At 43.0% G+C, this 26,892-nt stretch carries 31 protein-coding genes and 1 other RNA gene; 24 read left to right on the plus strand and 8 right to left on the minus strand.

Features of this window, described 5'->3' with window-relative positions; genetic code table 11:
- The first annotated feature begins 14 nt into the window (after positions 1–14).
- The 5 genes from aspB to BFW96_RS09070 all read left to right on the plus strand — a co-directional run bounded on the left by aspB (position 15) and on the right by BFW96_RS09070 (position 4,591).
- Positions 15–1,196 carry an aspartate transaminase AspB gene (aspB, locus tag BFW96_RS09050; protein ID WP_069839238.1) on the plus strand — a complete coding sequence of 394 codons (1,182 nt, stop codon included), beginning with the start codon at positions 15–17 and terminating at the stop codon, positions 1,194–1,196.
- Between the two features lie 142 nt (positions 1,197–1,338).
- Positions 1,339–2,631 carry an asparagine--tRNA ligase gene (asnS, locus tag BFW96_RS09055; protein ID WP_040083776.1) on the plus strand — a complete coding sequence of 431 codons (1,293 nt, stop codon included), beginning with the start codon at positions 1,339–1,341 and terminating at the stop codon, positions 2,629–2,631.
- A gap of 92 nt (positions 2,632–2,723) precedes the next feature.
- Complete coding sequence (gene dnaD / locus BFW96_RS09060; RefSeq protein WP_014664378.1) at positions 2,724–3,422, plus strand: DNA replication protein DnaD; 699 nt, start codon at positions 2,724–2,726, stop codon at positions 3,420–3,422.
- Between the two features lie 18 nt (positions 3,423–3,440).
- Positions 3,441–4,100: an endonuclease III gene (nth, locus tag BFW96_RS09065; protein ID WP_014664377.1), complete on the plus strand. Its 660-nt coding sequence runs from the start codon at positions 3,441–3,443 to the stop codon at positions 4,098–4,100.
- On the plus strand, positions 4,097–4,591 hold the full coding sequence (locus tag BFW96_RS09070; RefSeq protein WP_069839239.1) for a YpoC family protein: 495 nt from the start codon (positions 4,097–4,099) through the stop codon (positions 4,589–4,591). The genes nth and BFW96_RS09070 overlap by 4 nt, the downstream gene beginning before the upstream one ends.
- Positions 4,592–4,663: 72 nt before the next feature.
- Here BFW96_RS09070 and BFW96_RS09075 read toward each other — a convergent pair whose 3' ends face one another.
- Entirely contained in the window at positions 4,664–7,408 is a 2,745-nt protein-coding gene (locus tag BFW96_RS09075; RefSeq protein ID WP_069839240.1) for a PBP1A family penicillin-binding protein, read from the minus strand.
- Positions 7,409–7,429: 21 nt separating this feature from the next.
- Entirely contained in the window at positions 7,430–8,050 is a 621-nt protein-coding gene (gene recU / locus BFW96_RS09080) for a Holliday junction resolvase RecU (RefSeq protein WP_069839241.1), read from the minus strand.
- Between the two features lie 40 nt (positions 8,051–8,090).
- Between recU and BFW96_RS09085 the strand changes: the two genes are divergently transcribed.
- Positions 8,091–9,053, plus strand: coding sequence for a DUF2515 domain-containing protein (locus BFW96_RS09085; protein WP_040082801.1), 963 nt, complete (start codon positions 8,091–8,093; stop codon positions 9,051–9,053).
- Between the two features lie 24 nt (positions 9,054–9,077).
- On the opposite strand, the gene sspM is transcribed toward BFW96_RS09085, so the two are convergent.
- Positions 9,078–9,182, minus strand: a complete 105-nt coding sequence (gene sspM, locus BFW96_RS09090; protein ID WP_003225606.1) for an acid-soluble spore protein SspM — start codon at positions 9,180–9,182, stop codon at positions 9,078–9,080.
- Between the two features lie 197 nt (positions 9,183–9,379).
- Between sspM and BFW96_RS09095 the strand changes: the two genes are divergently transcribed.
- Entirely contained in the window at positions 9,380–9,625 is a 246-nt protein-coding gene (locus tag BFW96_RS09095) for a DUF5446 family protein (RefSeq protein ID WP_014664372.1), read from the plus strand.
- A 45-nt stretch (positions 9,626–9,670) separates the two neighbouring features.
- The gene (locus BFW96_RS09100) at positions 9,671–10,042 is read left to right on the plus strand and encodes a YppE family protein (RefSeq protein WP_069839242.1); all 372 of its coding nucleotides are present in this window, start codon (positions 9,671–9,673) and stop codon (positions 10,040–10,042) included.
- A gap of 34 nt (positions 10,043–10,076) precedes the next feature.
- Here BFW96_RS09100 and BFW96_RS09105 read toward each other — a convergent pair whose 3' ends face one another.
- The gene (locus BFW96_RS09105; protein WP_069839243.1) at positions 10,077–10,265 is read right to left on the minus strand and encodes a YppF family protein; all 189 of its coding nucleotides are present in this window, start codon (positions 10,263–10,265) and stop codon (positions 10,077–10,079) included.
- Between the two features lie 187 nt (positions 10,266–10,452).
- Between BFW96_RS09105 and BFW96_RS09110 the strand changes: the two genes are divergently transcribed.
- A complete protein-coding gene (locus BFW96_RS09110; RefSeq protein ID WP_014664370.1) occupies positions 10,453–10,830 on the plus strand; it encodes a YppG family protein in 378 nt (125 codons plus the stop codon).
- A 20-nt stretch (positions 10,831–10,850) separates the two neighbouring features.
- On the opposite strand, the gene BFW96_RS09115 is transcribed toward BFW96_RS09110, so the two are convergent.
- Positions 10,851–11,270 carry an Hsp20/alpha crystallin family protein gene (locus BFW96_RS09115; RefSeq protein WP_069839244.1) on the minus strand — a complete coding sequence of 140 codons (420 nt, stop codon included), beginning with the start codon at positions 11,268–11,270 and terminating at the stop codon, positions 10,851–10,853.
- Between the two features lie 138 nt (positions 11,271–11,408).
- Between BFW96_RS09115 and BFW96_RS09120 the strand changes: the two genes are divergently transcribed.
- From BFW96_RS09120 to BFW96_RS09160, 9 genes are all read left to right on the plus strand, one after another.
- Complete coding sequence (locus BFW96_RS09120) at positions 11,409–11,915, plus strand: PTS sugar transporter subunit IIA (protein ID WP_024571849.1); 507 nt, start codon at positions 11,409–11,411, stop codon at positions 11,913–11,915.
- Between the two features lie 102 nt (positions 11,916–12,017).
- Positions 12,018–14,267, plus strand: a complete 2,250-nt coding sequence (mrfA, locus tag BFW96_RS09125; RefSeq protein ID WP_069839245.1) for an ATP-dependent helicase MrfA — start codon at positions 12,018–12,020, stop codon at positions 14,265–14,267.
- 15 nt (positions 14,268–14,282) lie between these two features.
- Positions 14,283–15,524, plus strand: a complete 1,242-nt coding sequence (gene mrfB, locus BFW96_RS09130; protein ID WP_069839246.1) for a metal-dependent exonucleaseMrfB — start codon at positions 14,283–14,285, stop codon at positions 15,522–15,524.
- Between the two features lie 100 nt (positions 15,525–15,624).
- Entirely contained in the window at positions 15,625–15,753 is a 129-nt protein-coding gene (locus BFW96_RS21440) for a hypothetical protein (RefSeq protein ID WP_003230707.1), read from the plus strand.
- Between the two features lie 82 nt (positions 15,754–15,835).
- Positions 15,836–16,060, plus strand: a complete 225-nt coding sequence (gene cotD / locus BFW96_RS09140; RefSeq protein ID WP_040082809.1) for a spore coat protein CotD — start codon at positions 15,836–15,838, stop codon at positions 16,058–16,060.
- Positions 16,061–16,149: 89 nt separating this feature from the next.
- Positions 16,150–16,692: an SLOG family protein gene (locus tag BFW96_RS09145; RefSeq protein WP_069839247.1), complete on the plus strand. Its 543-nt coding sequence runs from the start codon at positions 16,150–16,152 to the stop codon at positions 16,690–16,692.
- A gap of 77 nt (positions 16,693–16,769) precedes the next feature.
- Positions 16,770–17,066 carry a cell division regulator GpsB gene (gene gpsB / locus BFW96_RS09150; protein ID WP_003225629.1) on the plus strand — a complete coding sequence of 99 codons (297 nt, stop codon included), beginning with the start codon at positions 16,770–16,772 and terminating at the stop codon, positions 17,064–17,066.
- 64 nt (positions 17,067–17,130) lie between these two features.
- Positions 17,131–17,512, plus strand: an RNA gene (rnpB, locus tag BFW96_RS09155) — RNase P RNA component class B.
- A 100-nt stretch (positions 17,513–17,612) separates the two neighbouring features.
- Positions 17,613–18,770, plus strand: coding sequence for a THUMP domain-containing class I SAM-dependent RNA methyltransferase (locus BFW96_RS09160; protein ID WP_014664363.1), 1,158 nt, complete (start codon positions 17,613–17,615; stop codon positions 18,768–18,770).
- Positions 18,771–18,822: 52 nt separating this feature from the next.
- Here the strand turns inward: BFW96_RS09160 and BFW96_RS21005 are convergent, their stop codons facing one another.
- Positions 18,823–18,975: a YpzG family protein gene (locus BFW96_RS21005; RefSeq protein WP_010327933.1), complete on the minus strand. Its 153-nt coding sequence runs from the start codon at positions 18,973–18,975 to the stop codon at positions 18,823–18,825.
- A 163-nt stretch (positions 18,976–19,138) separates the two neighbouring features.
- Here BFW96_RS21005 and BFW96_RS09165 point away from each other — a divergent pair, with 163 nt between their 5' ends.
- Together BFW96_RS09165 and BFW96_RS09170 are read left to right on the plus strand one after the other, a co-directional pair.
- Positions 19,139–19,330 carry a hypothetical protein gene (locus BFW96_RS09165; RefSeq protein ID WP_014664362.1) on the plus strand — a complete coding sequence of 64 codons (192 nt, stop codon included), beginning with the start codon at positions 19,139–19,141 and terminating at the stop codon, positions 19,328–19,330.
- A 102-nt stretch (positions 19,331–19,432) separates the two neighbouring features.
- Positions 19,433–21,358: an ATP-dependent DNA helicase gene (locus BFW96_RS09170; RefSeq protein WP_069839248.1), complete on the plus strand. Its 1,926-nt coding sequence runs from the start codon at positions 19,433–19,435 to the stop codon at positions 21,356–21,358.
- Between the two features lie 41 nt (positions 21,359–21,399).
- On the opposite strand, the gene kduD is transcribed toward BFW96_RS09170, so the two are convergent.
- On the minus strand, positions 21,400–22,164 hold the full coding sequence (kduD, locus tag BFW96_RS09175) for a 2-dehydro-3-deoxy-D-gluconate 5-dehydrogenase KduD (protein WP_014664360.1): 765 nt from the start codon (positions 22,162–22,164) through the stop codon (positions 21,400–21,402).
- A 1-nt stretch (position 22,165) separates the two neighbouring features.
- The gene (gene kduI, locus BFW96_RS09180; protein WP_069839249.1) at positions 22,166–22,993 is read right to left on the minus strand and encodes a 5-dehydro-4-deoxy-D-glucuronate isomerase; all 828 of its coding nucleotides are present in this window, start codon (positions 22,991–22,993) and stop codon (positions 22,166–22,168) included.
- Between the two features lie 221 nt (positions 22,994–23,214).
- Here kduI and kdgR point away from each other — a divergent pair, with 221 nt between their 5' ends.
- Genes kdgR through kdgT form a run of 4 tightly spaced genes read left to right on the plus strand, consistent with a single transcriptional unit; the run spans position 23,215 to position 26,875 of the window.
- Complete coding sequence (gene kdgR, locus BFW96_RS09185; RefSeq protein WP_069839250.1) at positions 23,215–24,234, plus strand: pectin utilization transcriptional regulator KdgR; 1,020 nt, start codon at positions 23,215–23,217, stop codon at positions 24,232–24,234.
- 37 nt (positions 24,235–24,271) lie between these two features.
- Positions 24,272–25,246 carry a 2-dehydro-3-deoxygluconokinase gene (gene kdgK, locus BFW96_RS09190; protein WP_069839251.1) on the plus strand — a complete coding sequence of 325 codons (975 nt, stop codon included), beginning with the start codon at positions 24,272–24,274 and terminating at the stop codon, positions 25,244–25,246.
- Position 25,247: 1 nt separating this feature from the next.
- The gene (gene eda / locus BFW96_RS09195) at positions 25,248–25,838 is read left to right on the plus strand and encodes a bifunctional 4-hydroxy-2-oxoglutarate aldolase/2-dehydro-3-deoxy-phosphogluconate aldolase (protein ID WP_069149763.1); all 591 of its coding nucleotides are present in this window, start codon (positions 25,248–25,250) and stop codon (positions 25,836–25,838) included.
- Positions 25,839–25,882: 44 nt separating this feature from the next.
- Positions 25,883–26,875: a 2-keto-3-deoxygluconate transporter gene (gene kdgT / locus BFW96_RS09200; RefSeq protein ID WP_069839252.1), complete on the plus strand. Its 993-nt coding sequence runs from the start codon at positions 25,883–25,885 to the stop codon at positions 26,873–26,875.
- Positions 26,876–26,892 lie beyond the last annotated feature (17 nt).

Genomic DNA, 26,892 nt, shown 5'->3' on the forward strand with positions numbered 1-26,892 from the left:
AGGGGGAGTTCAAGTTGAAACTGGCAAAAAGAGTATCCGCATTAACACCATCAACCACACTGGCAATCACAGCGAAAGCGAAAGAACTGAAAGCCGCGGGCCATGATGTCATCGGTTTAGGCGCAGGCGAGCCGGACTTCAATACACCGCAGCACATTATAGATGCCGCTGTGCGTTCGATGAACGAGGGCCATACGAAATACACGCCTTCAGGTGGCTTGGCTGAACTGAAAAACAGCATTGCAGAGAAATTTAAACGCGACCAGAATATTGAATACAAACCGTCTCAAATTATTGTCTGCACTGGTGCCAAACATGCTCTGTACACCCTTTTCCAAGTGATTTTGGATGAAGAAGATGAAGTCATTATTCCGACTCCTTACTGGGTAAGCTATCCAGAGCAGGTGAAACTCGCTGGCGGAAAGCCTGTTTATGTACAAGGACTTGAAGAAAATCACTTCAAAATTTCGCCTGAGCAGCTAAAAAATGCGATTACGGAAAAAACAAAAGCAATCGTTATTAACTCTCCAAGCAATCCGACTGGAGTCATGTATACGGAAGAAGAACTGTCTGCGCTTGGTGAAGTATGCCTTGAACATGACATCCTAATTGTGTCTGACGAAATTTATGAAAAACTTACATACGGCGGAAAGAAACATGTTTCCATTGCACAGCTGTCTGACAGACTGAAAGAGCAAACGATCATTATAAACGGCGTATCGAAGTCACACAGCATGACGGGCTGGCGAATTGGCTATGCAGCTGGAGCTGAAGACATTATAAAAGCAATGACGAACCTTGCTAGCCACAGCACATCAAATCCGACATCAATCGCACAGTACGGAGCGATTGCTGCTTATAACGGACCTTCTGAGCCATTGGAAGAAATGAGAGAAGCCTTTGAACATAGATTAAACACGATCTATGCAAAGCTCGTAGAAATCCCTGGGTTCAGCTGTGTGAAGCCGGAGGGTGCTTTTTACTTGTTCCCGAATGCAAAAGAAGCGGCTCAATCTTGCGGTTTCAAAGATGTAGATGAATTTGTTAAAGCGCTTCTCGAGGAGGAAAAAGTTGCGATTGTTCCTGGATCCGGATTCGGCTCTCCTGAAAATGTCCGACTTTCTTATGCCACCTCGCTAGATCTTCTTGAAAAAGCGATTGAAAGAATCAAACGTTTTGTCGAAAAACATAGCTAATAGTGAAAAAAGCGGCTGACAGAAAGCCGCTTTTTATCTGCATTGACCCGGTTAGTTAAGAGCGGGTATAATAAAGTGATGATAAAAGAGTTCGCGAGGCAATGAGCTTCCGAATGTCTTTCTTGTTTTGGAGGGAAATATGTTGAAAACAACAATCAACCAAGTGTACAAGCACGTAGGTGAGGAAGTAACGATCGGAGCTTGGGTCGCTAATAAGCGTTCAAGCGGGAAAATTGCATTTTTACAGCTTCGGGACGGTACTGGTTTTATTCAAGGTGTCGTAGTAAAAGCGGAAGTGGAAGAAAGCATTTTCCAAACAGCTAAATCAGTGACTCAAGAAACGTCACTCTATATAAAAGGGATTGTCAAAGAGGACGAGCGTTCCCCGCTTGGATATGAACTAGCTGTGACAGATATTGAAGTCATTCACGAAGCGACTGATTATCCAATTACACCAAAAGAACATGGTACGGAATTTTTGATGGATCACAGACATTTATGGCTTCGTTCAAAGCGCCAGCATGCGATCATGAAAATCCGTAATGAAATCATTCGCGCGACTTACGAATTCTTTAATAACGAAGGCTTTGTAAAAGTGGATCCGCCGATTCTGACTGGAAGTGCACCTGAAGGAACAACAGAGCTCTTTGCGACAAAGTACTTTGATGAAGATGCGTATCTGTCTCAAAGCGGCCAGCTTTACATGGAAGCTGCGGCAATGGCTTTAGGAAAAGTATTCTCTTTCGGACCGACATTCAGAGCGGAAAAGTCTAAAACAAAACGCCACTTAATCGAATTCTGGATGATTGAACCGGAAATGGCGTTTGTAGAGTTTGAAGAAAACCTTCAAGTACAGGAAAATTACGTATCTTTCATCGTGCAATCCGTTCTTAAGAATTGCAAAATTGAATTAAACACATTGGGAAGAGACACGTCAAAACTTGAGCAAATCAAAGCTCCTTTCCCAAGAATCACGTATGATGAAGCGATTGAATTTCTGAAAGAAAAAGGCTTTGACGATATCGAGTGGGGAGATGATTTCGGAGCGCCTCATGAAACAGCAATTGCTGAACACTATGACAAACCGGTATTCATCACTCGCTATCCGACGTCTTTAAAACCGTTCTATATGCAGCCGGCTTCTGACCGTGAGGACGTCGTGCTTTGCGCTGACTTGATTGCACCGGAAGGCTATGGAGAAATCATTGGCGGATCTGAACGGATTCACGATATGGAACTTTTGGAATCGCGTCTTACAGAACATGGACTGGATTCTGACGCATATAAATGGTATGCTGAACTTAGAAAATATGGATCAGTTCCTCATTCAGGCTTCGGCCTTGGATTAGAGCGGACAGTAGCTTGGATTAGCGGAGCGCCTCATGTTCGTGAAACGATCCCGTTCCCAAGACTGTTAAACCGTCTGTATCCGTAATACATTCAAATGAAACAAAAAAGAGTCTCCTGCAAGGGAGACTTTTTACAGTAAAGGGGAAATCACAATCCTTTACAGTAAGAGGTGTGACGATGAAAAAACAGCAATTTATTGATATGCAGGAGCATGGAACATCAACAATCCCCAATCTTCTGCTCACGCATTATAAACAGCTTGGGCTTAATGAAACAGAACTTATTCTGCTGTTAAAAATTAAAATGCATTTAGAAAAAGGATCATATTTTCCTACACCGAATCAGCTGCAGGAAGGTATGTCAATTTCTGTCGAGGAATGTACAAACAGATTGCGTATGTTTATTCAAAAAGGCTTTCTGTTTATTGAAGAATGCGAGGATCAAAACGGCATCAAATTTGAGAAGTATTCTCTCCAGCCTTTATGGGGCAAGCTGTACGAGTATATCCAGCTTGTACAGAATCAAACACAGGAAAGAAAAGCAGAAGGGGAACAAAAAAGCCTTTATACCATTTTTGAGGAAGAATTCGCAAGGCCCTTATCACCTTTAGAGTGTGAAACGCTGGCGATCTGGCAGGACCAGGATCAGCATGACGCACAACTGATCAAACACGCGTTAAAAGAAGCTGTACTGTCAGGAAAACTCAGTTTCCGCTACATTGACCGGATTTTGTTTGAATGGAAGAAAAACGGGCTGAAAACTGTGGAGCAGGCAAAAATACACAGCCAAAAATTCCGGCGGGTACAAGCAAAGCAGAATGAACCGCAAAAAGAGTATAAAAGGCAGGTTCCTTTTTACAATTGGCTTGAACAATAAAGTGAAAAGGTGACAATCGTGTTAAATCTAAAACAAATTGAATTCTGTTTGGACAAGATAGGTGACATGTTTCCTCATGCGGAGTGTGAACTGGTTCATTCCAATCCTTTTGAATTAGTGGTGGCTGTCGCTTTATCTGCTCAATGTACAGATGCACTTGTAAACAGAGTGACCAAAACATTATTTCAAAAATATAAACGGCCGGAAGACTATTTGGCTGTCCCGCTGGAAGAGCTTCAGCAAGATATTAAATCAATCGGTTTATATCGTAATAAAGCGAAAAATATTCAAAAACTGAGTAAAATGATTATTGAAGAGTACGGCGGAGAAGTACCGAGGGACCGCGATGAGCTTGTTAAGCTGCCAGGGGTCGGAAGAAAGACTGCTAACGTAGTGGTATCGGTTGCCTTTGGCGTGCCGGCCATCGCCGTAGATACCCATGTGGAGAGGGTCAGCAAACGGTTGGGCATCTGCCGGTGGAAGGACTCAGTGCTGGAGGTTGAAAAGACGCTGATGCGCAAGGTTCCAAAAGAAGACTGGTCCGTTACGCATCACCGCCTTATTTTCTTCGGCAGATATCACTGTAAAGCCCAATCTCCGCGCTGTGCGGAATGTCCGCTGCTTTCTTTATGCAGAGAAGGGCAGAAGAGAGATAAAAAAGGACTGGTGAAACGATGACGCAAGCGAAAGAAGTGTTGGCTTCCTATGAGCAATACTTGCGCAGTCTTGGCCCGGTGATCTCCTCGGATATGAAAGATGTCTTGCTGGTTAACCCTGTGTATTTTGATTTCAGCACGGAATCTCAAGGTGTTTTGCCATGGGAGGACAGAGGCAAGTATGTTCCGCTTTTATTTAATGTGTGGGAAGACATTAAAGAATCACTTCTGCCTGTCTTTCAAACACGAAAATCGAGATGTGACCAAAACGAAATGCTAAAGGGCATTGTGTGTTTGCTGGCTTCGTTACACTGGACAGCAGGCGAGCCGGTGAAATCGCTCGATTGGCAAGAACTGAGGGAGAAAACGTATCCTGCAAAGCCGATAAATTGGGCTGAACGAGTGGAATTTATTCTTCTTAAGCCGACCCAATACCATTGCTTTATTCAGCTTGATGAGCTGTTTACTGAAATGAAAAAGCATTTTTATAAATATCATGCGATGAATCGATAAAACCTTCTCTTAAAAGGGGAGGTTTTTTTATGAACAAAAAAGCCATCACCCGAAGGGTGACGGCTTTTTTGTTTAATTTGTTTTTTCAGTTGATGATGAGTTTGTTTGTGCTTTATTAGATGTGTCTGTTTTATTTTTATTCGTGTCAGAACCTGATGAATCATTTTTACCAGAGTTCGAATCACCATCCGACGTATCCTGGTTGTTACTGTTGTCGTTATCGTTTGATTGGTCTTGGTTATTGTTGTCGGACGGATTTGTGTTCGTGTTGTCTTGTTTATTGTCTTGATCGTTTGTTGAATCATCTGTCTGATCTTGATCCGTCTGACCGTCATCTTTTTGAGAATCATCAGTTTGTGTATCATCCTGGGTCTTCTCATCATCTTGTTTTTCATCATCCGTTTGTTGCTGGTCTTTTTTATCTTCATCATCTTCAGCTTTTGGCACCTCATAGGATGTGGAAGCTGTGCTTTTGCCATCATCACTGACGGCTGTTACTTCAAATTTGTACACAGATCCTGGCTGCACACCCGAAATGACTGCTTCTTTTGCAGAGCTGTTTTGAATTTCCGAGTAGCTGCCGCCATCAACAGATTGCTTAACAGCAAAGGTCGCATCTCCGTCGTAATTCCAGCTTAACGTTAAAGATTGATTGTCTTTATCGTATTTCACGTTTAAACCAGACAGTTTAGCTGTTTCCTCTTTTTCTTCTTTCTCATATGTTTTAGAAACAGTAGAAGGAGCTGTGCCTTTAACAAAGTACTCTGTGAGCTTCTTATCGCTTGGCGTATTTGGCCCTGCCAGTTTTGCCGGATTAGAGCCTTTTTCTACAGTGGCTTCCACTACGCTGTCAGGCTTCTCAAATGATCCGCTTCCGTCATCGACATCGGCGATGAGTTGGGCGAATAGACGTTTTGCGACTTGCTGCTCTGTTTTATTTAAAGATTTTTTCCCTATCTTGTTCCCTGAGTCTACACCTGTCCACACGGCAGCGGTATATTGAGGAGTATATCCCACAAACCATGAATCAGGTACACCACCTTGTGCGATATTGTATTTTTGCATTGTCGCATCGTCAAAGTTTGTTGTACCTGTTTTACCTGCGACTTCCACTCCTGGTACTTGAGCGAGCTGACCAGTACCTGTCTTCACAGCTGTTTTCAGCATATCTGTAATCATAAACGCAGTATAATCGCTCATGGCTGACTTTGATTTTGGCGTTAAATCAAGCTTCGTGCCATCGTTAAATTCGATAGATTTTACAAAATGCGGTTCATTATACGTTCCGTTATTTCCGAATGCACTGTATGCTCCGGCCATAGTTAAAGAAGAGACACCCTTATTGCTATCACCAAAGCCACCTATTGAATATGCTTCAGTAACATCATCTTTGACTAAACCAAGCCCTAAATCATTGGCGAAGTCTACAGCAGTATCTTTTCCTACAGCTTGGAATGCTTTTAAAGCCGGGATGTTACGAGATTGTGCCAATGCTTGGCGCATAGACATGAGTCCTTTATATCTGCGGTCAAAGTCACGGATAGGTGTTCCATTTGAGTACGTGTAAGCCGAGTCGTCTATTTGCTCATAGGTAGACCATTTTTTGTTTTCAATAACTGGACCATAGTCTAAAATCGGTTTAATAGTAGAACCAGGCTGAGTTTTTCCTTGAGTAGCATAGTTGAAACCACCAACCGTAGAATCTCTTCCGGCGCCAATCGCCCGCACTTCTCCGGTTTTCGTATCGAGAAGCGTAACACCGCCCTGCATACCTTCAGTAAATCCGACAGTGTCTCCGTCCATTAATTCATCTAGTTTATCTTGTGCTTTTGTATCTAATGTCGTATAAATCTTTAATCCGTCAGCAGATGGATCGACATCAGATTTTTCATCAATTTCTTTCATGACTTCTTCAACAAACGCGCTGTATTTATTTGAGTTTGTTTTTTCATATTCCTTCTGTGACACAATGCCTTCGTCTTTCACTGCCACTTTTTTCGCTTTGTTGTATTGAGAATCAGAAATGAATCCTTGTTTTTTCATCAGACTGAGGACGATGTTCCGTCTTTTTTCCGCTTTATCCGGGTTTTTAACCGGGTTGTATGCTGTTGGGCTCTGCGGCATGCCTGCCAGGGTGGCAGCCTGTTCGACAGTCAATTTGCTTAAATCTGTGACGCCGAAAAACTCTTCCGCTGCTTTTCCGATTCCGTATGCTCTAGGAGAAAAATAAATCCGGTTTAAATACATTTCTAAAATTTCATCTTTAGAGTAATTGCGCTCCAGCTGAATCGAAAGCCATACTTCCTGCACCTTCCGTTTTAACGTCTTCTGATGTGAAAGAAGGGAGTTTTTGACGACCTGCTGGGTGATCGTACTTCCGCCTTCAGCTCCGAAGCCGTCTGTAAAGTTTGCAACTAAGGCGCCGCCGATACGGACAGGATCAATCCCGTGGTGCTCATAAAAACGAGCGTCTTCTGTCGCGATGAAGGCTTCTTTCACAACATCGGGAATTTGATCTATCGGCACGTAGGTCCGTTTTTCGGCGCCGACTTCAGCGATTTCTTTTCCGTTTTTATCGTATATTGTTGATGAATAAGGCGTCTTCAATTTACTTTCATCCAGTTTTGGCGCATCTGAAACCATGACGGCAAATGTAACGGCACCGCCGACAACGCCTAAAACAAACAGAATGAGTAAAGTGAGAAGGGTCTTTTTAAACAATCCGCCCTTTTTTCGTTTCTTTCCTTTTTTTGGTGAAGGACTCGACTTGCTGTTCGCTTTTCGTCGAGCTTCACGGCTGTTAAATTGATCTGACATAACATCTCAACCTTTCGTTAATCAACCTTTCGCACCAGATGATGGCGAAAAATAAAGCTGTTCAATAATACTAATATAATCAATTCTAGGTGCGTATCCAAGAGAAATCGGATAAGCCGCTTCTTCCAACTCGTCTTTTTGAATTGATTTTCTGCCGTTTTTTTCTTTTCTGTCCCAGAAATAAAACAGCTTATCGGCTTCCAAAAAATAAACCTGGTCGAAAGCGGATATAATAACAAAACAAATACCGTCTTGAGCCTTTACCTGCTTCATATGTTCGATTTGATGGTCATGGAAATTCTGCAGGGGGAAAGAGGTCTTGTTTTTCGTTTCTTTCGCCTCAAAATCAATATACCGTCCTTTGTAAATCCCATTGTAGTCTGTTGTCGATGATTGTTTAAAATAAGCTTCTTTAATCACTGCGGCACTTCTTTTTGGATAATGGACATTTACAATTTGAACAGGTGTCGGCTTTTTGTGTATAACGGCAATTTGGTTTGTCAGATAATACTTATTCGTTTCGTTTAAGTCATCTTCGAGGGTCATTCCGCGATTACTGTATGACGGGGCCCTTTTCTGACTGCTTTGGGATGAAACCGAATGTTTCGGCTGAAATGTTTTTCCATTAGGATACCGAATCACTTTCTCATCCTCCTTATTAAACTATTCATGACGGAAGTGAATGAACGTGCAAGAACAACAGACCATCAGAAAGCTTCTGAGCCGGATTGAGCGGCAAACAAAAACAAAAAACGCAGATAACATTTCAAGAACAAATGCATATAAAGCATTTTATGACCGTCATCCGGAAATTAAATGGTCACTCTTAGCTTCTTTCGTTTCTCGTAATGCCGGCTGGTCAATGACTGACTTAAAAGGCAGTCTGTTTCAGCTTGGACTCCGTGAGAGACAGCAAAAATGGTTCTTTTTAGCCTACGAAAGAGCGAACTGGCTTATTTTTTCGGATGCCTATCCGCAGCTTCTTTTGTACCACTGGTCCAAAAAAGTCGGGAAACCGCTGTTTCATCTTCTGCATGTGTTTGGCGTCTCACAATTTATGTCGGAAGAATGGGCCCGTTTTTGGCATGAGCGAAACACAGAGCGGCTAATGTATGCCCTCATTATAAATGAACAAAACACTATCCAAACACCTATTATACAAAATCCTTCGTTTAAAAAGAATGTTTTTGACACGATTCCTTTTTATTTAAGTGACTGGTTTCATTTTAACACCGTTATTTTTCCTTCCTCAGACGGGTTTCTTTACGGCATTTCAGTGAAACGCTTTTCAAAGGCGGAGGAAAGGATAAGGCTGGGAAAGCAGCTGTCTGAATTGCTGTTCAAGCCAGAATTGTTTTCCGCTTTTTATCACTTTTTGCACACAGTGCCGCACACAGGTTCCCGTTTTGATATGGAAAAGATAATCGGGATTACAAAGAGAACATCTCCTATGCTAAGGACATGCTACCCTGAGGTAATCCACTCATTAGACGGAACGAAAACAGATTGGTTTCATGGAAAGATAAAGAAAACGTTCTTTAGGCGCGAGGAATTGCCGAAGCAGATTGAATTGACAGACTGGTATTTACATAAAAAGCGCCAGCTTCATGCGCTTTTTGCGGTGGAACATTGGCTGAAAAAATAAAGAAGCAAGGAAATTCCTTGCTTCTTACGTAGAAGGGCGGTTCGGGCCGCCTAATTTTTTATCTAAAGAATCGATTGCTTTTGATTCAGTCTTTTTTTGTTGGCCGGCTTTTTTCGGTCTAGTTTTCATACGGCACCTCCTCACAAGTATCGTTTGCATTAAGGAGGAGGATCATACAATTTTTGCAGGTGTTTTTGTCGAAAACTTCAGCTTTTCGTGGAATACCTGTTTGTTTGGCGATTTGCTTCTAGTTTTGTCATGAAGAAGGAAAGAGCCTGGGGAGCAAAGAATGTTAACCGGAGAGACGAGGAAAGGGAGGTACACGAATGTCCGGTTATGTAAGCAAGACAGATATTCTCCGTATGCTTTCTGATATAGAAGATGAATTAACGCGAGCTGAGCAAAGCCTGAATCATTCTGTAAATGCATTAGAGGCTGAGATGCGGGAAGCGGAAAACGATCGCCTGAGTGTGCTGGAAGAAGAAATCATAGATCTTCATATTTGTATAAATGAGCTGTATCAATCGCCTGAACACAGGTATGCGTTTGAGAAGGTATACCGCATCGGCTGAATTTACGAGTGAAATTTGGTACGATAGGCATTGAGGTGAAAGGTATTGCTATCACAAACATTGCTGGAAATGACCGAGAAAATGATTGAAGTTGCTGAAAAAGGCGCTGATCGGTATCAGGAAGGAAAAAGCAGTAATCATTCTTATGATTTTTTTGAGACGATAAAGCCTGCAGTTGAAGAGAATGATGAGCTGGCGGCTCGCTGGGCTGAGGGTGCTCTTAAATTGATAAAAGCCCGTCGCCCTAAATATGTGCATAAAGAGCAAATTGAGACCGCAAAAGATAATTTCCTGGAATTGGTCCTTCAATCATATGTTCATCATATTCATAAAAAACGATTCAAGGACATCACTGAATCAGTCCTTTATACATTGCAAGCAGTAAAGGATGAAATTGCAAGAGAAGACAGCCGATAAGGCTGTCTTCTAATTCGTTATAGGGGGCCGGACGTTAATTCATCTCATAAGCCGGGCTTTGTGCTCCATTTGCTTCGAGAACCTTCATACTGTTACGAAACTCAGTTATGCTGAGATGTCCTTGAATATAGAGGAACTTGGCAAAGTCCATCAGTTTATTCATACAGTCTGTTTCATATTTCTTCATTTCTGCAAAACGTTTGCTTAAGTATGATACGTTCATTATGGTGCATCCCCTCTCATCTGTATTGAAAATATGGTACCATAATGATTCGACTTTTTTCTGTTTTTAAAAAATTTAAACTTTCGACACAATTTGACAAAAAGCTAATCTTCACTCGTGACACAAACAATAGAAGTCATTCATACATATATAGAAGAGAAATATGTTGAGTTTAGGGGGAATCGCAATGAACAGGAGCTCTCGAAGCTATCCTCGGCAAATGGGCTATTATGATCCTCAGCAAATGCAAGGATATTATCAGCAGGCTGCACCCGGTTATTTGGAGCAACATCTGCCTCAGCAGCATTATGGACAGCAGGATTACTATCAGCCCTATGCTCCGATCCAGCCTATGCCTATGCAGCCGCCTGTATTTTCCAACCCTTATCCTATTCCAAGGCCTAATCAACAGCAGCCTTCGCAATTTCAAAGCATTATGTCGCAGTTCAAAAAAGCCAATGGGCAATTTGATTTTAATAAAATGATGGATACGACAGGCCAAGTGATGAGTGCAATGAATCAGGTCGGATCTTTAATAAAGGGATTTACCAGCTTTTTTAAATGATAGAAGCATGAATGAATCGTTCATTCATGCTTATTTTTTGGAAAGAATAGTGTCATTGTCTGCTCGTTCCAAGATGTTTCCATCTCTTCTTGGCAAACTTCATAAGGAAGCTGCACCGTTCTTGTCATGCTTGTAAAAGTAGCTTCATATTGGTGTTTCTGTTTTTCTTGGAGTGTGACATGGAGATACCTCGATTTGACATCAACGACGATTTCGCCATCTCGAAACGTCGCCGGAATGGTAATATCGACATAAAGCCCAGTATCTCTTTCTCTGACATGAATGGTTGTCTGCACATCCTTTAAACTCGAATTGATCAGGTTCTGAAATCCGTTTATAAGGTTGCCGAATGCTGAGGATTGAAAAAGAGTGTCTATTGCCTCCGTTATAATTTCCTCTTTCTTTTGCAGCTCGTTCTTTTTGTCATCATAGAATTCCACTTCTGCCACCGCCTTTTTTTAACCAGATTATGCGTCTATGCCAGATGTTGTTATAAATTGAAGCAAAATTGAAAGTGTGGTTAAATAGTGGTGAATGAAGGGATAACGGTTGAAGTGAATGAGAAGGGAGAAAACACATTGCTGAAAAAATTATTCGGAATGGGCAAAACACAAGAAAAAGTGACAGAAGAGGTTATTTATTCTCCGGCAGACGGTACAGTAATGGACCTGTCAGATGTGCCGGATCCAGTTTTTTCACAGAAAATGATGGGAGAAGGAATAGCGGTAGAGCCCTCTAACGGTGAAATCGTTTCACCTGCTGAAGGTGAAGTCATTCAGATTTTTCACACCAAACACGCCGTTGGCATTCGGACTCGCTCGGGAATTGAACTGTTAATTCATGTCGGGCTGGAGACAGTCAATATGAACGGAGAAGGATTTACTGCCCACATTAAAGAAGGGGATAAAGTGAAGGTCGGTGACCCGCTGATTACATGTGATTTGGAATTAATAAAAGAAAAAGCGAGCAGCACCGTCATCCCGATCGTTATAATGAATGGTGAGGCTGTAGGATCAATTGTGCCGGCAGGCGAAAAGGCTGCCCGTAAAGGCGAATCAAAGCTCCTTACAATCAAAGCGAAATAAGCAGGGCGTATGCCTTGCTTTTTTTATTCAACTGTATAAAATTTGCACCTAGCCATGCAAACAAATATTCGGTAAACTGTACTTGACAAAGAGGTGTAAAGAATGAAAAAGAAATCACTGACTGAACTCATTTCTGATTTGAAAGGAAATGAAAACGTTGTGAATTGGCATGAAATTGAGCCTCGTGAAGCAAAAACAAGGCCCATGCCTGAAAGTATAGATGAGAGAATCAAAGCTGCCCTTTCGAAAAGGGGCATTGATGAACTATATACCCACCAATATTCCGCTTTTCAATATGTGCAAAAAGGAGAAAGCATTGTTACCGTTACGCCAACCGCGTCAGGAAAAACGTTATGCTACAACCTCCCAGTCCTGCAGTCCATCGCTCAGGATGAAACAAACCGAGCGTTATATTTATTTCCGACTAAAGCGCTGGCACAAGACCAGAAGAGCGAGCTGAATGAAATCATCGATGAAATGGGCATTGATATTAAAAGCTTTACATATGACGGGGATACGTCTCCGGCAATCAGGCAAAAGGTGAGAAAAGCAGGTCACATTGTCATCACAAATCCCGATATGCTGCATTCTGCCATTCTTCCGCATCATACGAAATGGGTCAGTTTGTTTGAAAACCTTAAGTATATCGTCATTGATGAGCTTCATACGTATCGGGGGGTGTTCGGCAGCCATGTGGCAAATGTGATCCGTCGACTGAAGCGGATCTGCCGGTTTTATGGAAGTGATCCGGTTTTTATTTGCACTTCTGCAACGATTGCCAACCCGAAGGAATTGGGAGAGCAGCTGACAGGCAAACCGATGCGGCTGGTCGATGACAACGGTGCCCCGAGCGGACGCAAGCATTTCGTATTTTATAATCCGCCAATTGTAAACAAACCGCTGAATATTAGAAAGAGCGCAACTGCAGAAGTGAATGAACTGGCGAAAGAGTTTCTAAAAAACAAAGTGCAGACCATTGTTTTTGCCAGAAGCAGAGTCCGGGTGGAAATTATTTTAAGCCATATTCAGGAGCTCGTGAAAAAAGAAATTGGAACAAAATCAATCAGAGGCTATCGGGGAGGCTATCTGCCTAAAGAGCGAAGAGAAATCGAAAGAGGCTTGAGAGAAGGCGACATTTTAGGAGTGGTCAGTACAAATGCCTTAGAGCTTGGTGTTGATATCGGCCAGCTGCAGGTGTGCGTGATGACGGGTTATCCCGGAAGTGTCGCAAGTGCTTGGCAGCAGGCGGGACGAGCCGGCAGAAGACACGGTGAATCTTTAATTATCATGGTAGCCAATTCGACGCCGATCGACCAGTATATTGTACGGCATCCTGAATACTTCTTTAATCGTTCGCCGGAATCTGCAAGAATCAATCCGGAGAATTTGATTATTTTAGTAGACCACTTAAAGTGTGCTGCTTATGAGCTTCCATTTAGAGCTGATGAAGAATTTGGGCCCATGGATGTAAGTGATATTCTTGAGTATCTTCAGGAAGAGGCCGTTCTTCACCGCAACGGCGAACGGTATCATTGGGCAAGTGAGTCGTTCCCTGCTTCAAACATCAGTTTGCGTTCCGCATCACAGGAAAATGTCGTCATAGTTGATCAGTCGGATATTGCAAATGTCAGGATTATCGGTGAAATGGACCGTTTTAGTGCGATGACGCTTTTGCATGATGAAGCCATTTATTTGCATGAAGGCGTTCAGTATCAAGTAGAGAAGCTCGATTGGGACCATAAAAAGGCTTATGTCAGAAAAGTCGATGTCGAATATTATACAGATGCAAACCTGGCAGTTCAGCTGAAGGTGTTAGAAATCGATCAAACAAAAGAAAAAAGCCGTACGTCATTGAACTACGGAGATGTCACTGTCAATGCTCTGCCGACCATTTTTAAAAAAATAAAAATGACTACGTTTGAAAATATTGGGTCTGGACCTATTCATTTGCCGGAAGAAGAACTGCATACAAGTGCAGCTTGGCTCGAAATCAAAACAGCGGACGAAGACATCGGGGAAAAGACATTGGAACAGCTGCTTCTTGGCATCACGAATGTGCTTCAGCATATTGTCCCTGTGTATATCATGTGTGATCGAAATGATGTTCATGTCGTTTCTCAAATTAAAGCAGCCCATACAGGATTGCCAACTATATTTTTATACGATCATTATCCGGGCGGTATCGGTTTGGCGGAGGAAGTCTTTAAACGTTTTTCAGACATTAATGAAGCGGCGAAACAGCTGATTACATATTGTCCTTGTGATGACGGCTGTCCGTCTTGTATAGGTACCGAAATAGAAGGGGTAAAAGCAAAAGAAAGAATTTTGCGGCTGTTAGATCAGATGTCGTAAGGAGGGAGGTTGGATATGTCATTAAAAGGGAAACTCCAGCGTATGAAAAAGCACATGGTGCTCGACGAAGGAGAACAAAAAATAGAAGCAGGCAAACAAGAAAACCACTTTGATGACATCCCGTTTTTAGAAGAGTGGGAGGCTTTTGGCATGAAGCCTTTCTTTTTCGAAGATGAATACTGCCTTATCAGAGAAGTAGAATATCCGCTTTCTCACCGGCATGGGTTATACCATTTTTCTGAACTTGAGGAAGTGATCACATTGTGGAATCAAAGCGGCCTGTCGCATACGTTGTCAGCAAAAGGGTATAACAAAAACAATCTCTTTTTCTTTGATACAGAAACAACCGGTCTTGGAGGCGGAGCTGGGAATACCATTTTTTTGCTTGGCCATGCGAGAGTGTATGAAGACCGAGTGACTGTCAAACAGCATCTTTTGCCTAAGCCGGGGAACGAAGTCGCCTTGTATCAAAGCTTTTTAAGCGAGGTTGACATTACATCACTTGTGACCTACAACGGCAAAGCCTTTGATTGGCCGCAGGTGAAAACAAGGCATACCTTGATCCGTGACAGACTTCCAAAACTTCCTGAGTTTGGCCACTTTGACCTTTTGCATGGAGCTAGACGCCTGTGGAAACACAAAATGGACAGTGTATCCCTCGGCACGGTTGAAAAAGAAGAGCTTGGCATCCGCAGACTAGAAGACACACCGGGCTACTTGGCGCCGATGCTTTATTTTCATTTTATCAAGGCGCAAGAGCCGGATCTTCTAAAAGGTGTCCTGCAGCATAATGAAATGGATGTGCTATCGCTTATTTCATTGTATATTCATATGTCTAAAAAAATCCTTTCAGAATCACATGCGCCAAAAGAACACAGTGAAGCTTATGCCATGGCCAAATGGTTTATGGCTCATAAAGAGACGGATCAAGCGATCAAACAGCTGGAAAGGCTTATAGAAAAACCGTTTGAGGATCAGGACAGTGCACGACTGGATTTATCGCTCCTGTACAAAAAACAAAACCGCTTGGAAGATGCAGTGCCGCTTTGGGAAAAACTGTCCTGCTCGCAAAATCAGAAGTGCAGATACGCTGCTGTAATAGAGCTCGCGAAATATTTTGAGCATAAGAAAAAAGAATTCGAAAAAGCATTGCAGATAGCAGAACAACTGCTTAGCGATGCGGCATTTTTATCAGAAAAAGAAACAGAAAAACTGCATATGAGAATCGCCCGGCTGAAGAGGAAATATTCCTCTTAAATATTCCCCGGGAAAGCGCAAAAGACGACTTGTTTCGCTATGAATTTTTTTTGCTGAATTCACAGTGATTTTGTTGTAGAATAGCGGAGAATCCTGTAAAATGACGTTAGTTATTTTTAAAGGGAGAGTTGGTATGTATAAGGGTGTTTTTTACTTGTTCTTTGTTGTGGTATTTTTGATTGCTTTTGTGTTTTCAAACTTTAAAGACAGCTTAATTGCACACTTTTAAAATAGGTTTTTGTATTAGAACATGTACCCCTTATGTTTCATAACCTAATATTGTAATAAAGTTATGGAAAGGGGATCTTATTATGTACCACTGCAGACCGCACGTGATGGCGCCGATTGTCCATCCTACGCATTGCTGTGAGCACCATACGTTTTCCAATACTGTCGTGCCGCATATTCATCCACAGCATACGACAAATGTAAATCACCATCATTTTGAGCATGTTCACTACTATCCACACACATACTCTAGCTATGATCCGACAACACATCAGCATTTTCAGGCAGGAAAACCTTGCTGCGATTAGTATTGAATCGTGCAGACTGATTGGTGTAACACGCAACATTAAAAATGGGGCCCTGAAGGGGACCCCATTTTTTAAAAGTAGGTGAAAACTTGAAAGTTTTGGCTATTACGGGATATAAACCGTTTGAATTGGGGATTTTTAAGCAGGATGATAAGGCGCTGTATTACATAAAAAAAGCGATTAAAAACCGGCTGATCGGATTTTTAGATGAGGGCTTAGAATGGATTTTAATTTCGGGACAGCTTGGAGCGGAGCTGTGGGCTGCTGAAGCTGCATATGATTTGCAGGAGGAATACCCTGATTTAAAGGTAGCTGTAATTACCCCTTTCTACGATCAGGACAAGAACTGGAAAGAGCCTAATAAAGAGCTTTACGAAGCTGTCCTGGCACAGGCTGACTACGAAGAAAGCCTGACTCACAGGCCGTATGAAAGCCCGCTTCAGTTTAAACAAAAAAATCAGTTTTTTATAGAAAAATCAGACGCCTTGATGCTGTTATATGATCCTGAAAAGGAAGGATCTCCAAAGTATATGCTTAAGGCGGCTGAAAAGAGACGCGAACGGGACGGGTATCCCATCTATTTTATCACGATGGATGACTTGAGAGTGACAGTGGAGGAAGACAGCTACTAACAAAGAGAGAGAAATTTGACAACCGTACAGATTTCTGAAAAAATATATGTGATGATTCACGATACGAGGTGAAAAAGATGCTTGCTGATAAAGTAAAGCTTTCTGCGAAAGAAATTTTGGAAAAAGAATTTAAAACAGGCGTTAGAGGCTACAAGCAAGAAGACGTTGACAAATTTTTAGATATGATTATTAAGGATTATGAAACCTTCCATCAAGAGATTGAAGAACTGCAGCAGGAAAATCTGCAGCTGAAAAAGCAGCTTGAAGAAGCTAGCAAGAAACAGCCTGTTCAATCTAACACAACAAACTTTGATATTTTAAAACGGCTGTCTAACTTAGAAAAACACGTTTTTGGCAGCAAGCTTTATGATTGACGCGCTTAAAAAAAATAGCGCTTGTAAATTGTAATCAGTTGTTATATAATAATTCATGTTCTTAACGTTCGGGTAATCGCTGCAGATCTTGAATCTGTAGAGGAAAGTCCATGCTCGCACGGTGCTGAGATGCCCGTAGTGTTCGTGCCTAGCGAAGTCATAAGCTAGGGCAGCCTTTAGGGGCTGACGGCAGGAAAAAAGCCTACGTCCTCTGGATATGGCTGAGTATCCTTGAAAGTGCCACAGTGACGAAGTCTTACTAGAAATGGTGAGAGTGGAACGCGGTAAACCCCTCGAGCGAGAAACCCAAATTTTGGTAGGGGAACCTTCTTAACGGAATTCAACGGAGAGAAGGACAGAATGCTTTCTGTAGATAGATGATTGCCGCCTGAGTACGAGGTGATAAGCCGTTTGCAGTACGACGGAACAAAACATGGCTTACAGAACGTTAGACCACTTACATTTAAAATGATGAAAACAAGCTCTCCCGTATAAGGAGAGCTTTTATCTTGAAATGAGAAAAGTTTTAAAAGACAGGGTGATACGATGAAGAAGTATACACTAATTGCAACGGCACCAATGGGTATTGAAGCTGTTGTCGCAAAGGAAGTACGAGATTTAGGATACGAATGCAAGGTTGATAACGGGAAAGTTATTTTTGAAGGTGATGCGCTCGCGATCTGCCGTGCAAACCTTTGGCTTAGAACAGCCGACCGCATAAAGGTTCAGGTTGCTTCTTTTAAAGCGAAAACATTTGATGAGCTGTTTGAAAAAACGAAAGCGATTAACTGGCGCTCATTTATACCTGAAAACGGGAAATTCCCTGTCATCGGAAAATCGGTAAAATCAACACTCGCAAGCGTTCCCGACTGTCAGCGGATTGTCAAAAAAGCAATTGTAGAAAAGCTAAAGCTGCAGTCCGGCAAAGCCAATGATTGGATTGAAGAAACAGGTGCCGAGTATAAAGTGGAAATTTCTTTATTGAAAGATCAGGCTCTTATTACACTGGACTCATCAGGGACAGGCCTTCACAAACGAGGATACCGTGTCGATCAGGGCGGTGCGCCAATTAAAGAAACACTTGCAGCTGCTTTGGTGCAATTAACCAATTGGACGCCGGACCGTCCGTTTGCCGATCCTTTCTGCGGTTCCGGAACAATCGCGATTGAAGCGGCATTAATCGGCCAAAACATCGCTCCGGGATTCAACCGCGATTTTGTCTCAGAGGATTGGGAATGGATCGGCAAAGACCTGTGGGACAAAGCGCGGCTTGAAGTCGAAGAAAAGGCAAACTATGACCAGCCGCTTACGATTTTCGCAAGCGATATAGACCACCGCATGGTTCAAATCGCTAAAGAAAATGCAGAGGAAGCTGGCTTGGGAGATTTCATCCAGTTCAAGCAGATGCAGGTCAAAGACTTTACCACAAATCTGGAGTTTGGCGTAATTGTCGGCAACCCGCCATATGGAGAGCGTCTCGGCGAGAAAAAAGCTGTTGAACAGATGTACAAAGAAATGGGGCAGGCGTTCGAGCCGCTTGATACTTGGTCTGTGTATATGCTGACATCAAATGAAAACTTTGAGGAAGCATACGGCAGAAAAGCAACGAAGAAACGCAAGCTCTTTAACGGGTTTATTAAAACGGATTATTATCAATATTGGTCAAAAGTAAGACCGCAGCGCAAGAAAACAGAAAACGAATAAAAAGAAGACGCTCTGCATGCGTCTTCTTTCATCTTTCAGCCATATTCTATCGTTACCAACGGTGAGCTTTCGCATTGCTTCTCAATATAATGTTGGTTTGGGACATTTCAGTGTGACCGTTTACTTGAGACTTAGAACGTTTAGGCCGCGTCCAATTGTGATGAAACAGTTCAGAATGCTGATCTAATCGGTTTCTATAACTCATGTCAACATCACTCCCTGATAGAATATTGTTGATAAGACGGATAATCCAAAGACGGAATATCAAGTGTAGTTTGTGCAAGTTTCGGGGATAACATGCGGTAAAGCATGTATATAAAATGAAAAGTTCGCATACAATGATGATTATTTCCATCAGAGGTGATCTCATGCTGAACAGCGAACATTTTAATCTTATTCAAAGGGCGCTTGACGCAACAGCAAACGAGCTGAAGGAGCTCGGGACTGATTCGTCTCCGTCTGTGATGTCGCATGCGCAAAATGATTTAGAAAAAGCGGTAGAACATATTTATTCAACAGACCATCCTTTTTTATCGTCGCATGTGATCAATCGCAAGTAAACTGCAAAAAACTTGGCAATGCCAAGTTTTTTTATTGTATTCATCAGCGGAAAATGATATTATTGGTGGTCTGAATGTCGAATAGTTGGGGGTTGGAACTAGGTGACAACATCACGTTTGCCTTTTTCTTTAACGAAAACAAAGAATTTTTATGAAGAATTGAACAATTGGATTGGTGACGTGTTTTACGATATCCTTCCCGAAAAAGGGTTTGATCTTCGGGATGAGCAAGTATTTATGGCTTTTCAGCTGGAGCGGGCGTTTAAAGAGAAAAAAGTCATGTTCGCCGAAGCTGGAGTGGGAACGGGGAAAACGCTGGTTTATCTTCTGTTTGCGATCAGCTATGCAAGGTATGTCGGCAAACCGGCCATCATTGCTTGTGCCGATGAAACATTAATCGAACAGCTGGTGAAAAAAGAGGGCGATATTTCAAAGCTGGCTGAGCATCTTGATCTAAAAATTGATACAAGGCTGTCAAAATCACATGAGCAATATTTATGCTTGAAGAAGCTTGAAAAAACAATGCAGCGTTCTGATGATGATAAATGGCTGGATCTTTATGAGTCGTTGCCGTCATTTGTCCATGAGTCACAGGCGATGCAGCGCTTTTATCCGTATGGCGACCGTAAGCAGTACGCAAATCTATCAAATGAAGAATGGTCTGACGTAAGCTACGACTCGTTTCAGGACTGTCTGACTTGTGATATGAGACACAGATGCGGCCTGACGCTTTCCAGAGATTACTACCGCAAGTCAACGGACTTAATCATATGTTCTCATGATTTTTATATGGAGCATGTATGGACGGAAGAATCACGCAAACGAGAAGGCCAGCTGCCGCTTTTGCCTGATCATAGTGCAGTTGTATTTGATGAAGGGCATTTGCTAGAGTTTGCTGCACAAAAAGCGCTTACCTACAGAGTGAAGCAGTCTACACTTGAATTGTTTTTAGAACGTTTGCTGCAAAATGACATCAGAGAAGAGTTTGCAGAATTGATTGAAGATGCACTTGCTGCAAACGACGAATTTTTCTATGTTCTTTCTGAAGAATCAAAAGAAGTAGCCGGTTCACACCGTTTAGAAATAAAAAATGACCAGCGTGTCAAAAAGGCGGCGGACGAGCTTTGCCGTTTACTTGATAAAATCGGTGAGGCACTTGTATTCGAGTCTGAAATGTACACGATTGATCAATACGAGCTGTCAGTTGTAGAAGAGTATGTTGAACAAATGGCGTATTCATTATCTCTATATCAAAAGGACGCGATCAGCTGGCTGGAGAAAAAGGAAGCAGAATCCACTTTTGTCGTGATGCCGAGAACAGTAGCTGAAGTACTTGGCGAAAAGGTGTTTTCTAAGAAAATCCCTTATATCTTCTCGTCTGCTACGTTGTCAGAAGGCGGTTCATTTGATTATATTGCCGACAGTCTCGGGATTCATGATTATTTGTCATTAACTGTTGATTCCCCTTATGATTATGACGAGCAAATGACTGTTAATCTATACACAAAAACAGACATGGCGGCTGAACAAAAAGCAGCTGAGACGATTGAAACAATCAAACGTTACAAAGGAAGAACCCTTGTGCTATTCCCTTCTTTTGAAGAATTAAACGAGTTTAAAGAGCTGTCGGCTGCATGGGAGCTGCCGTATCCGATTTTCTTTGAAGGTGATGAAGAAATCAGCAGCTTAGTGGAGAAATTCCAAGAGGAAGAGGAAACGGTACTTTGTTCGGTTCACTTATGGGAAGGACTCGATATTCCTGGTGACGCATTGAGGAATGTTACAATTTGGTCATTGCCATTCCCGCCTCATGACCCTGTATTTACTGCGAAACGCAACGGAGCGAAAAAAGATCCGTTCGAAGAAGTGGATCTGCCATATATGTTGTTACGCGTACGGCAGGGCATCGGGCGTCTGATTCGCTCGAATCATGACAGCGGCTCGATTCACATTTACGCTGGCGGAGAAAATGAACGCATCATTGATGAGGTCAAAAAGGTCTTGCCTGTTGAACCGCATATGATGTAATAGGAAAAGCTGACGATCTTGTTCGTCAGCTTTTTTCATTGTCAGCGGGATAGCCAGCCTCCATCAACAGCTAAGATATGTCCATTCACATAATCTGAAGCACGTGACGCCAAAAAGACTGCTGTCCCTCCGATATCATCCGCTTGGCCCCAGCGGCCGGCAGGAATTCTTTTTAAAATGTCTTCATTTCGCTTTTCATCATCCCGAATAGGCTTTGTATTCGCAGTAGAAATATAGCCTGGGGCGATTGCATTGACCTGAATGCCCGATGCTGCCCACTCATTTGCAAAGGATTTTGTCAAACCGGCAACAGCGTGTTTGCTCGCGGTGTAAGCAGGAACGAGTATCCCGCCTTGAAAAGACAGGAGAGAGGCGATATTAATTATCTTTCCATAACCTCTTTTCAGCATGTGTCTGCCTGCCAGCTGTGTCAGAATAAACAAGCTGTTTAGATTGACATTCAGTACGTGCTGCCAGTTCTCTTCTGCAAAATGTTCCGCTTTTTCTCGATGAATAATACCCGCATTATTGACAAGAATGTCGATCTGCCTGTTTTCAAACAGCTCAGCTGCAGAATTCTTGATCGCTTCCGGCTTGCTCATGTCCAATGTAAAAGATGTAAATGTCCGGCCTTCCTGTTCCACAAGCTGCTGTGTTTCAGACAGACTGCTTGTATGTGATGTGCCGATAATATCAGCGCCAGCCCCGGCCAGCGCTTTGGCAATTCCTTGCCCGATCCCTGTTCCCGGGCCTGTCACCAGCGCTGTTTTTCCTTCTAGTGAAAAGGCGTCATGCAGATAACCCATCTTATTTCAGCCCATCCATCGGAATGAGATCCATGTCCGTAAAAGTGTAATTTTCTCCAGCCATCGCCCACACAAAGCTGTAATTTGATGTTCCTGCGCCAGAATGAATAGACCAGGCGGGGGAAAGGACAGCCTGCTCATTACCAACCACAAGGTGGCGTGTTTCGTCTGGCTGGCCCATGAAATGAAACACCTTTGAGTCTTTTTCAAGATCCAGGTAAAGATAAGCCTCCATCCGACGGTCATGAACGTGTGCCGGCATGGTATTCCAGTTGTTGTTTTGATCTAACATCGTTATTCCCATCATCAGCTGGCAGCTTTTAATGCCATCCTGATGTATGACTTTGTACAGGCTTCTGACATTAGACGCTGCATCATCACCAAGGCGGTCCGGTGTCAGCTCAGATAGGGCGGCTTTTTGTGTCGGATAGCTTTTGTGGGCGCAGGAGGAGACGAAGTAAAACTTCGCTTTTTCCCCGTTCAAGCTTGAAAACGCTACATCTTGATTGCCCATTCCAATATAGAGAAAATCCTTTGTTTGAAGCACATATTCATCATCGCCGACCCTAACGGCACCAGGCTGGCCAACATTAATAATTCCGATTTCACGCCGTTCCAAAAAGAAGTCAGTTTTTAGAAAGTCACCTGCATCAAGCTTTAGTTCACTTTGCCCTGGAGCCGCTCCGCCGATGACAGCCCGGTCTTCGTGTGAGTAATACATCGTAAGCTTGTTTTCCGTAAATAAAGGATCCATTAAGAAATGACTGCGAAGTTCCTCTGTTGTAAAGCGTTTTACTTGTTCAGGGTGTACAGAATAACGATTTTCCATTATATTTCCCCCTTGGTTAGGATTTCAGCATCACTTGAATGAAAACATTTTGGTAACGGTTTCAAAGAAAATTTTAGGATAAATAGTGAAAAGAGTCAACGGAAAAATAATGAATTGACACATTATTAAAAAAACTCTTTCCAAATGTTAAAATTATGGTATTCTTTTGTTGTAACGGTTTTGAAATCGGTTTCAAATATATGAGATACAGGAGCACTTGAATGAAAAAGAAAACAACAGGCCATATGACCATCAAAGATGTAGCTGAATATGCAGGAGTTTCGAAATCGACAGTTTCCCGCTATATTAACGGGAAAATTGACGCGATTTCTCCTGAAAAAGTGAAAAACATTAAAAAGGCAATCGCAGAATTGAATTATCGGCCGAGTAAAATGGCCCAAGGTTTGAAAATAAAAAAAAGCAAGTTAATCGGATTTGTTGTGGCTGACATTACAAATCCTTTTTCGGTCGCTGCTTTCAGGGGAGTCGAAGAGGTTTGTGATCAATATGGCTACAGCATTATGGTGTGCAACACAGATAACAGTCCTGAAAAAGAGCGGGAAATGCTCTTAAAGCTAGAAGCCCATTCGGTTGAGGGCCTGATTTTAAATGCAACCGGGGAAAACAAGGATTTACTGCGCGCTTTTGCTGAACAGCACATTCCAACGATCTTAATTGACCGGAAACTGCCGGATTTGAAACTGGATACCGTAACGACTGACAACAGATCGATCACTAAAGAGATTCTTCAGAAGATTTACAGCAAAGGGTATACTGATGTCGCGCTGTTTACAGAACCAATTTCCTCTATCAGCCCTCGTGCAGAAAGAGCAGCTGTGTATCAGGAAATGGCTGCGGTTCAAAATGTGAACGGGCTTGTCAAAATGTATGAAATTGACGTAAAGGACAAGGAGCAGCTTAAGGCGGCGCTTCGTTCCTTTCACAAGGAGATGCCGGGGCAAAAAAAAGCGATTCTGGCTTTGAATGGCTTGATTATGCTGAAAATCATCAGTTGTATGGAAGAGCTTGGCCTGCGCATTCCTCAAGATATAGGGATTGCAGGGTTCGATGACACGGAATGGTACAAACTGATCGGTCCAGGCATTACAACGATCGCTCAGCCGTCACATGATATGGGCAGGACGGCGATGGAACGTGTATTAAAAAGGATTGAAGGTGACAAAGGAGCGCCTCAAACCATTGAATTGGAGGCAAAAGTCATCATGAGAAAGTCACTTTAATCCTAGGTGCCCTCAACTAAGAGGAGGTTGGGAAGAGATGAAGCTTGATGCGGTGACATTCGGAGAATCAATGGCCATGTTTTACGCAAATGAGTATGGAGGCCTTCATGAAGTATCCACTTTTTCTAAAGGGCTTGCCGGAGCAGAAAGCAATGTCGCCTGCGGCCTTGCCAGACTCGGATTTCGAATGGGATGGATGAGCAAGGTCGGCAATGATCAACTCGGAACGTTTATTGTACAGGAACTTAAAAAAGAGGGAGTGGATGTGTCCCGCGTGATCCGCTCGCAGGACGAAAATCCCACCGGGCTGCTGCTGAAGTCAAAAGTGAAGGAAGGTGACCCGCAAGTTACCTACTATAGGAAAAACTCAGCTGCAAGCACATTAACTTTTACTGAATATCCAAAAGATTATTTTCAATGCGCAGGCCATTTGCATGTGACAGGCATTCCGCCTGCCTTATCAGCTGATATGAAAGACTTCACGTATCATGTCATGAACGACATGAGAAACGCCGGGAAAACCATTTCATTCGACCCTAATTTAAGGCCTTCGCTTTGGCCTGATCAAGCAACAATGATACACACAATCAATGATTTGGCTGGGCTTGCAGACTGGTTTTTTCCGGGGATCACAGAGGGAGAGCTATTGACCGGAGAAAAAACACCTGAAGGTATTGCTGATTATTATCTGAAAAAAGGAGTCAGCTTTGTTGCTATTAAACTCGGAAAAGAAGGCGCTTACTTTAAAACGGAGACAAGTGAAGGATTTCTAGAAGGCTGCAGGGTCGATCAGGTGGTTGATACAGTCGGCGCCGGAGACGGATTTGCAGTCGGTGTAATCAGCGGTATCCTAGATGGTTTGTCGTACAAGGAAGCGGTGCAAAGGGGAAATGCGATTGGCGCTTTGCAAGTTCAGGCACCGGGGGATATGGACGGTTTGCCGACCAGGGAGAAATTAGCTTCTTTTTTATCTGCTCAAAGAACGGTTCACCAAAAGAAAGGGGATTATTAATATGGAGTCCAAAATCGTTGAAAACCGTCTGAAAGAAGCAAGGCTGATTGCAGTCATTCGCTCAAAGGATAAACAGGAGGCCTGTCAGCAGATTGAGAGTTTATTAGATAAAGGGATTCGTGCAGTTGAAGTGACGTATACGACGCCCAGAGCATCAGATATTATCGAATCCTTCCGTAATAGGGAAGATATTTTAATTGGCGCGGGCACGGTCATCACCGCGCAGCAAGCTGGGGAAGCTGCTGAGGCTGGCGCACAGTTTATTGTCAGTCCGGGTTTTTCAGCTGATCTTGCTGAACACCTTTCTTTTGTAAAGACACATTATATCCCCGGCGTCTTGACTCCGAGCGAAATTATGGAAGCGTTGACATGCGGTTTTACTACATTAAAACTGTTCCCAAGCGGTGTGTTTGGAATTCCGTTTATGAAAAATTTAGCGGGCCCTTTCCCGCAGGTGACCTTTATTCCGACAGGCGGGATACATCCGTCTGAAGTGCCGGATTGGCTTAGAGCCGGAGCTGGCGCCGTCGGAGTCGGCAGCCAGCTGGGCAGCTGTTCAAAAGAGGATTTGCAGGCTGTTTTCCAAGTGTAAGTGGAATTGTTTTTTCATAACCGGAGGATGGGAGAATCCACAATATGAAAATCAAGGCGACAATTGAACGGGTACCTGGCGGAATGATGATTATTCCGCTATTTCTTGGAGCGGCGCTCAACACGTTTGCTCCTGGAACAGCGGAGTTCTTTGGAGGTTTTACGGGTGCTTTGATTACTGGAACGCTGCCGATACTGGGTGTTTTTATCTTTTGCGTAGGAGCAACGATTGATTTTCGTTCTTCAGGCTACATCGCAAGAAAAGGAATCACGTTATTATTGGGGAAGGTCGGATTTGCAGCGCTGCTCGGCGTGATCACAGCGCAATTTATACCTGACGAAGGCATACAATCCGGCTTTTTTGCAGGCCTTTCTGTTTTAGCAATTGTCGCGGTAATGAATGAGACGAACGGCGGACTATATTTGGCGCTTATGAACCATATGGGAAGAAAAGAGGATGCGGGCGCTTTCGCCTTTATTAGTACAGAATCAGGTCCTTTTATGACCATGGTGACGTTTGGTGTGACGGGACTTGCCGCATTCCCATGGGAAACGCTGGCAGCGACAGTCATCCCGTTTTTGCTCGGATGTATACTTGGAAATCTGGATCATGATCTCAGGGACTTATTCAGCAAGGTTGTGCCAGCGATCATTCCATTTTTCGCCTTTTCGCTCGGCAATACCTTGAATTTTGGAATGCTGATTCAATCAGGGCTGCTCGGCATTTTTATCGGAGTTTCTGTCGTCATTTTATCGGGCAGCTCCTTGTTTTTGCTTGATCGTTTTGTTGCGCGGGGGGACGGTGTCGCGGGTGTGGCGGCTTCTTCTACGGCGGGGGCGGCTGTAGCTGTCCCATACGCATTAGCGGAAGCGAATGCCTCATTTGCCCCAGTTGCTGAATCGGCAACTGCAATTATAGCGACGAGCGTTATTGTCACCTCGCTCTTAACCCCGCTGGCAACAGTGTGGGTGGATAAAAAAATCAAACAGAAAAAGAGGAGAACACCTCCGCCAAAAAATCAAATGACGATCAACTGAATAAAAAGGCTGCCGCC

Source organism: Bacillus sp. F56 (genome assembly GCF_001748205.1).
GTDB classification, from domain to species: domain Bacteria; phylum Bacillota; class Bacilli; order Bacillales; family Bacillaceae; genus Bacillus; species Bacillus stercoris.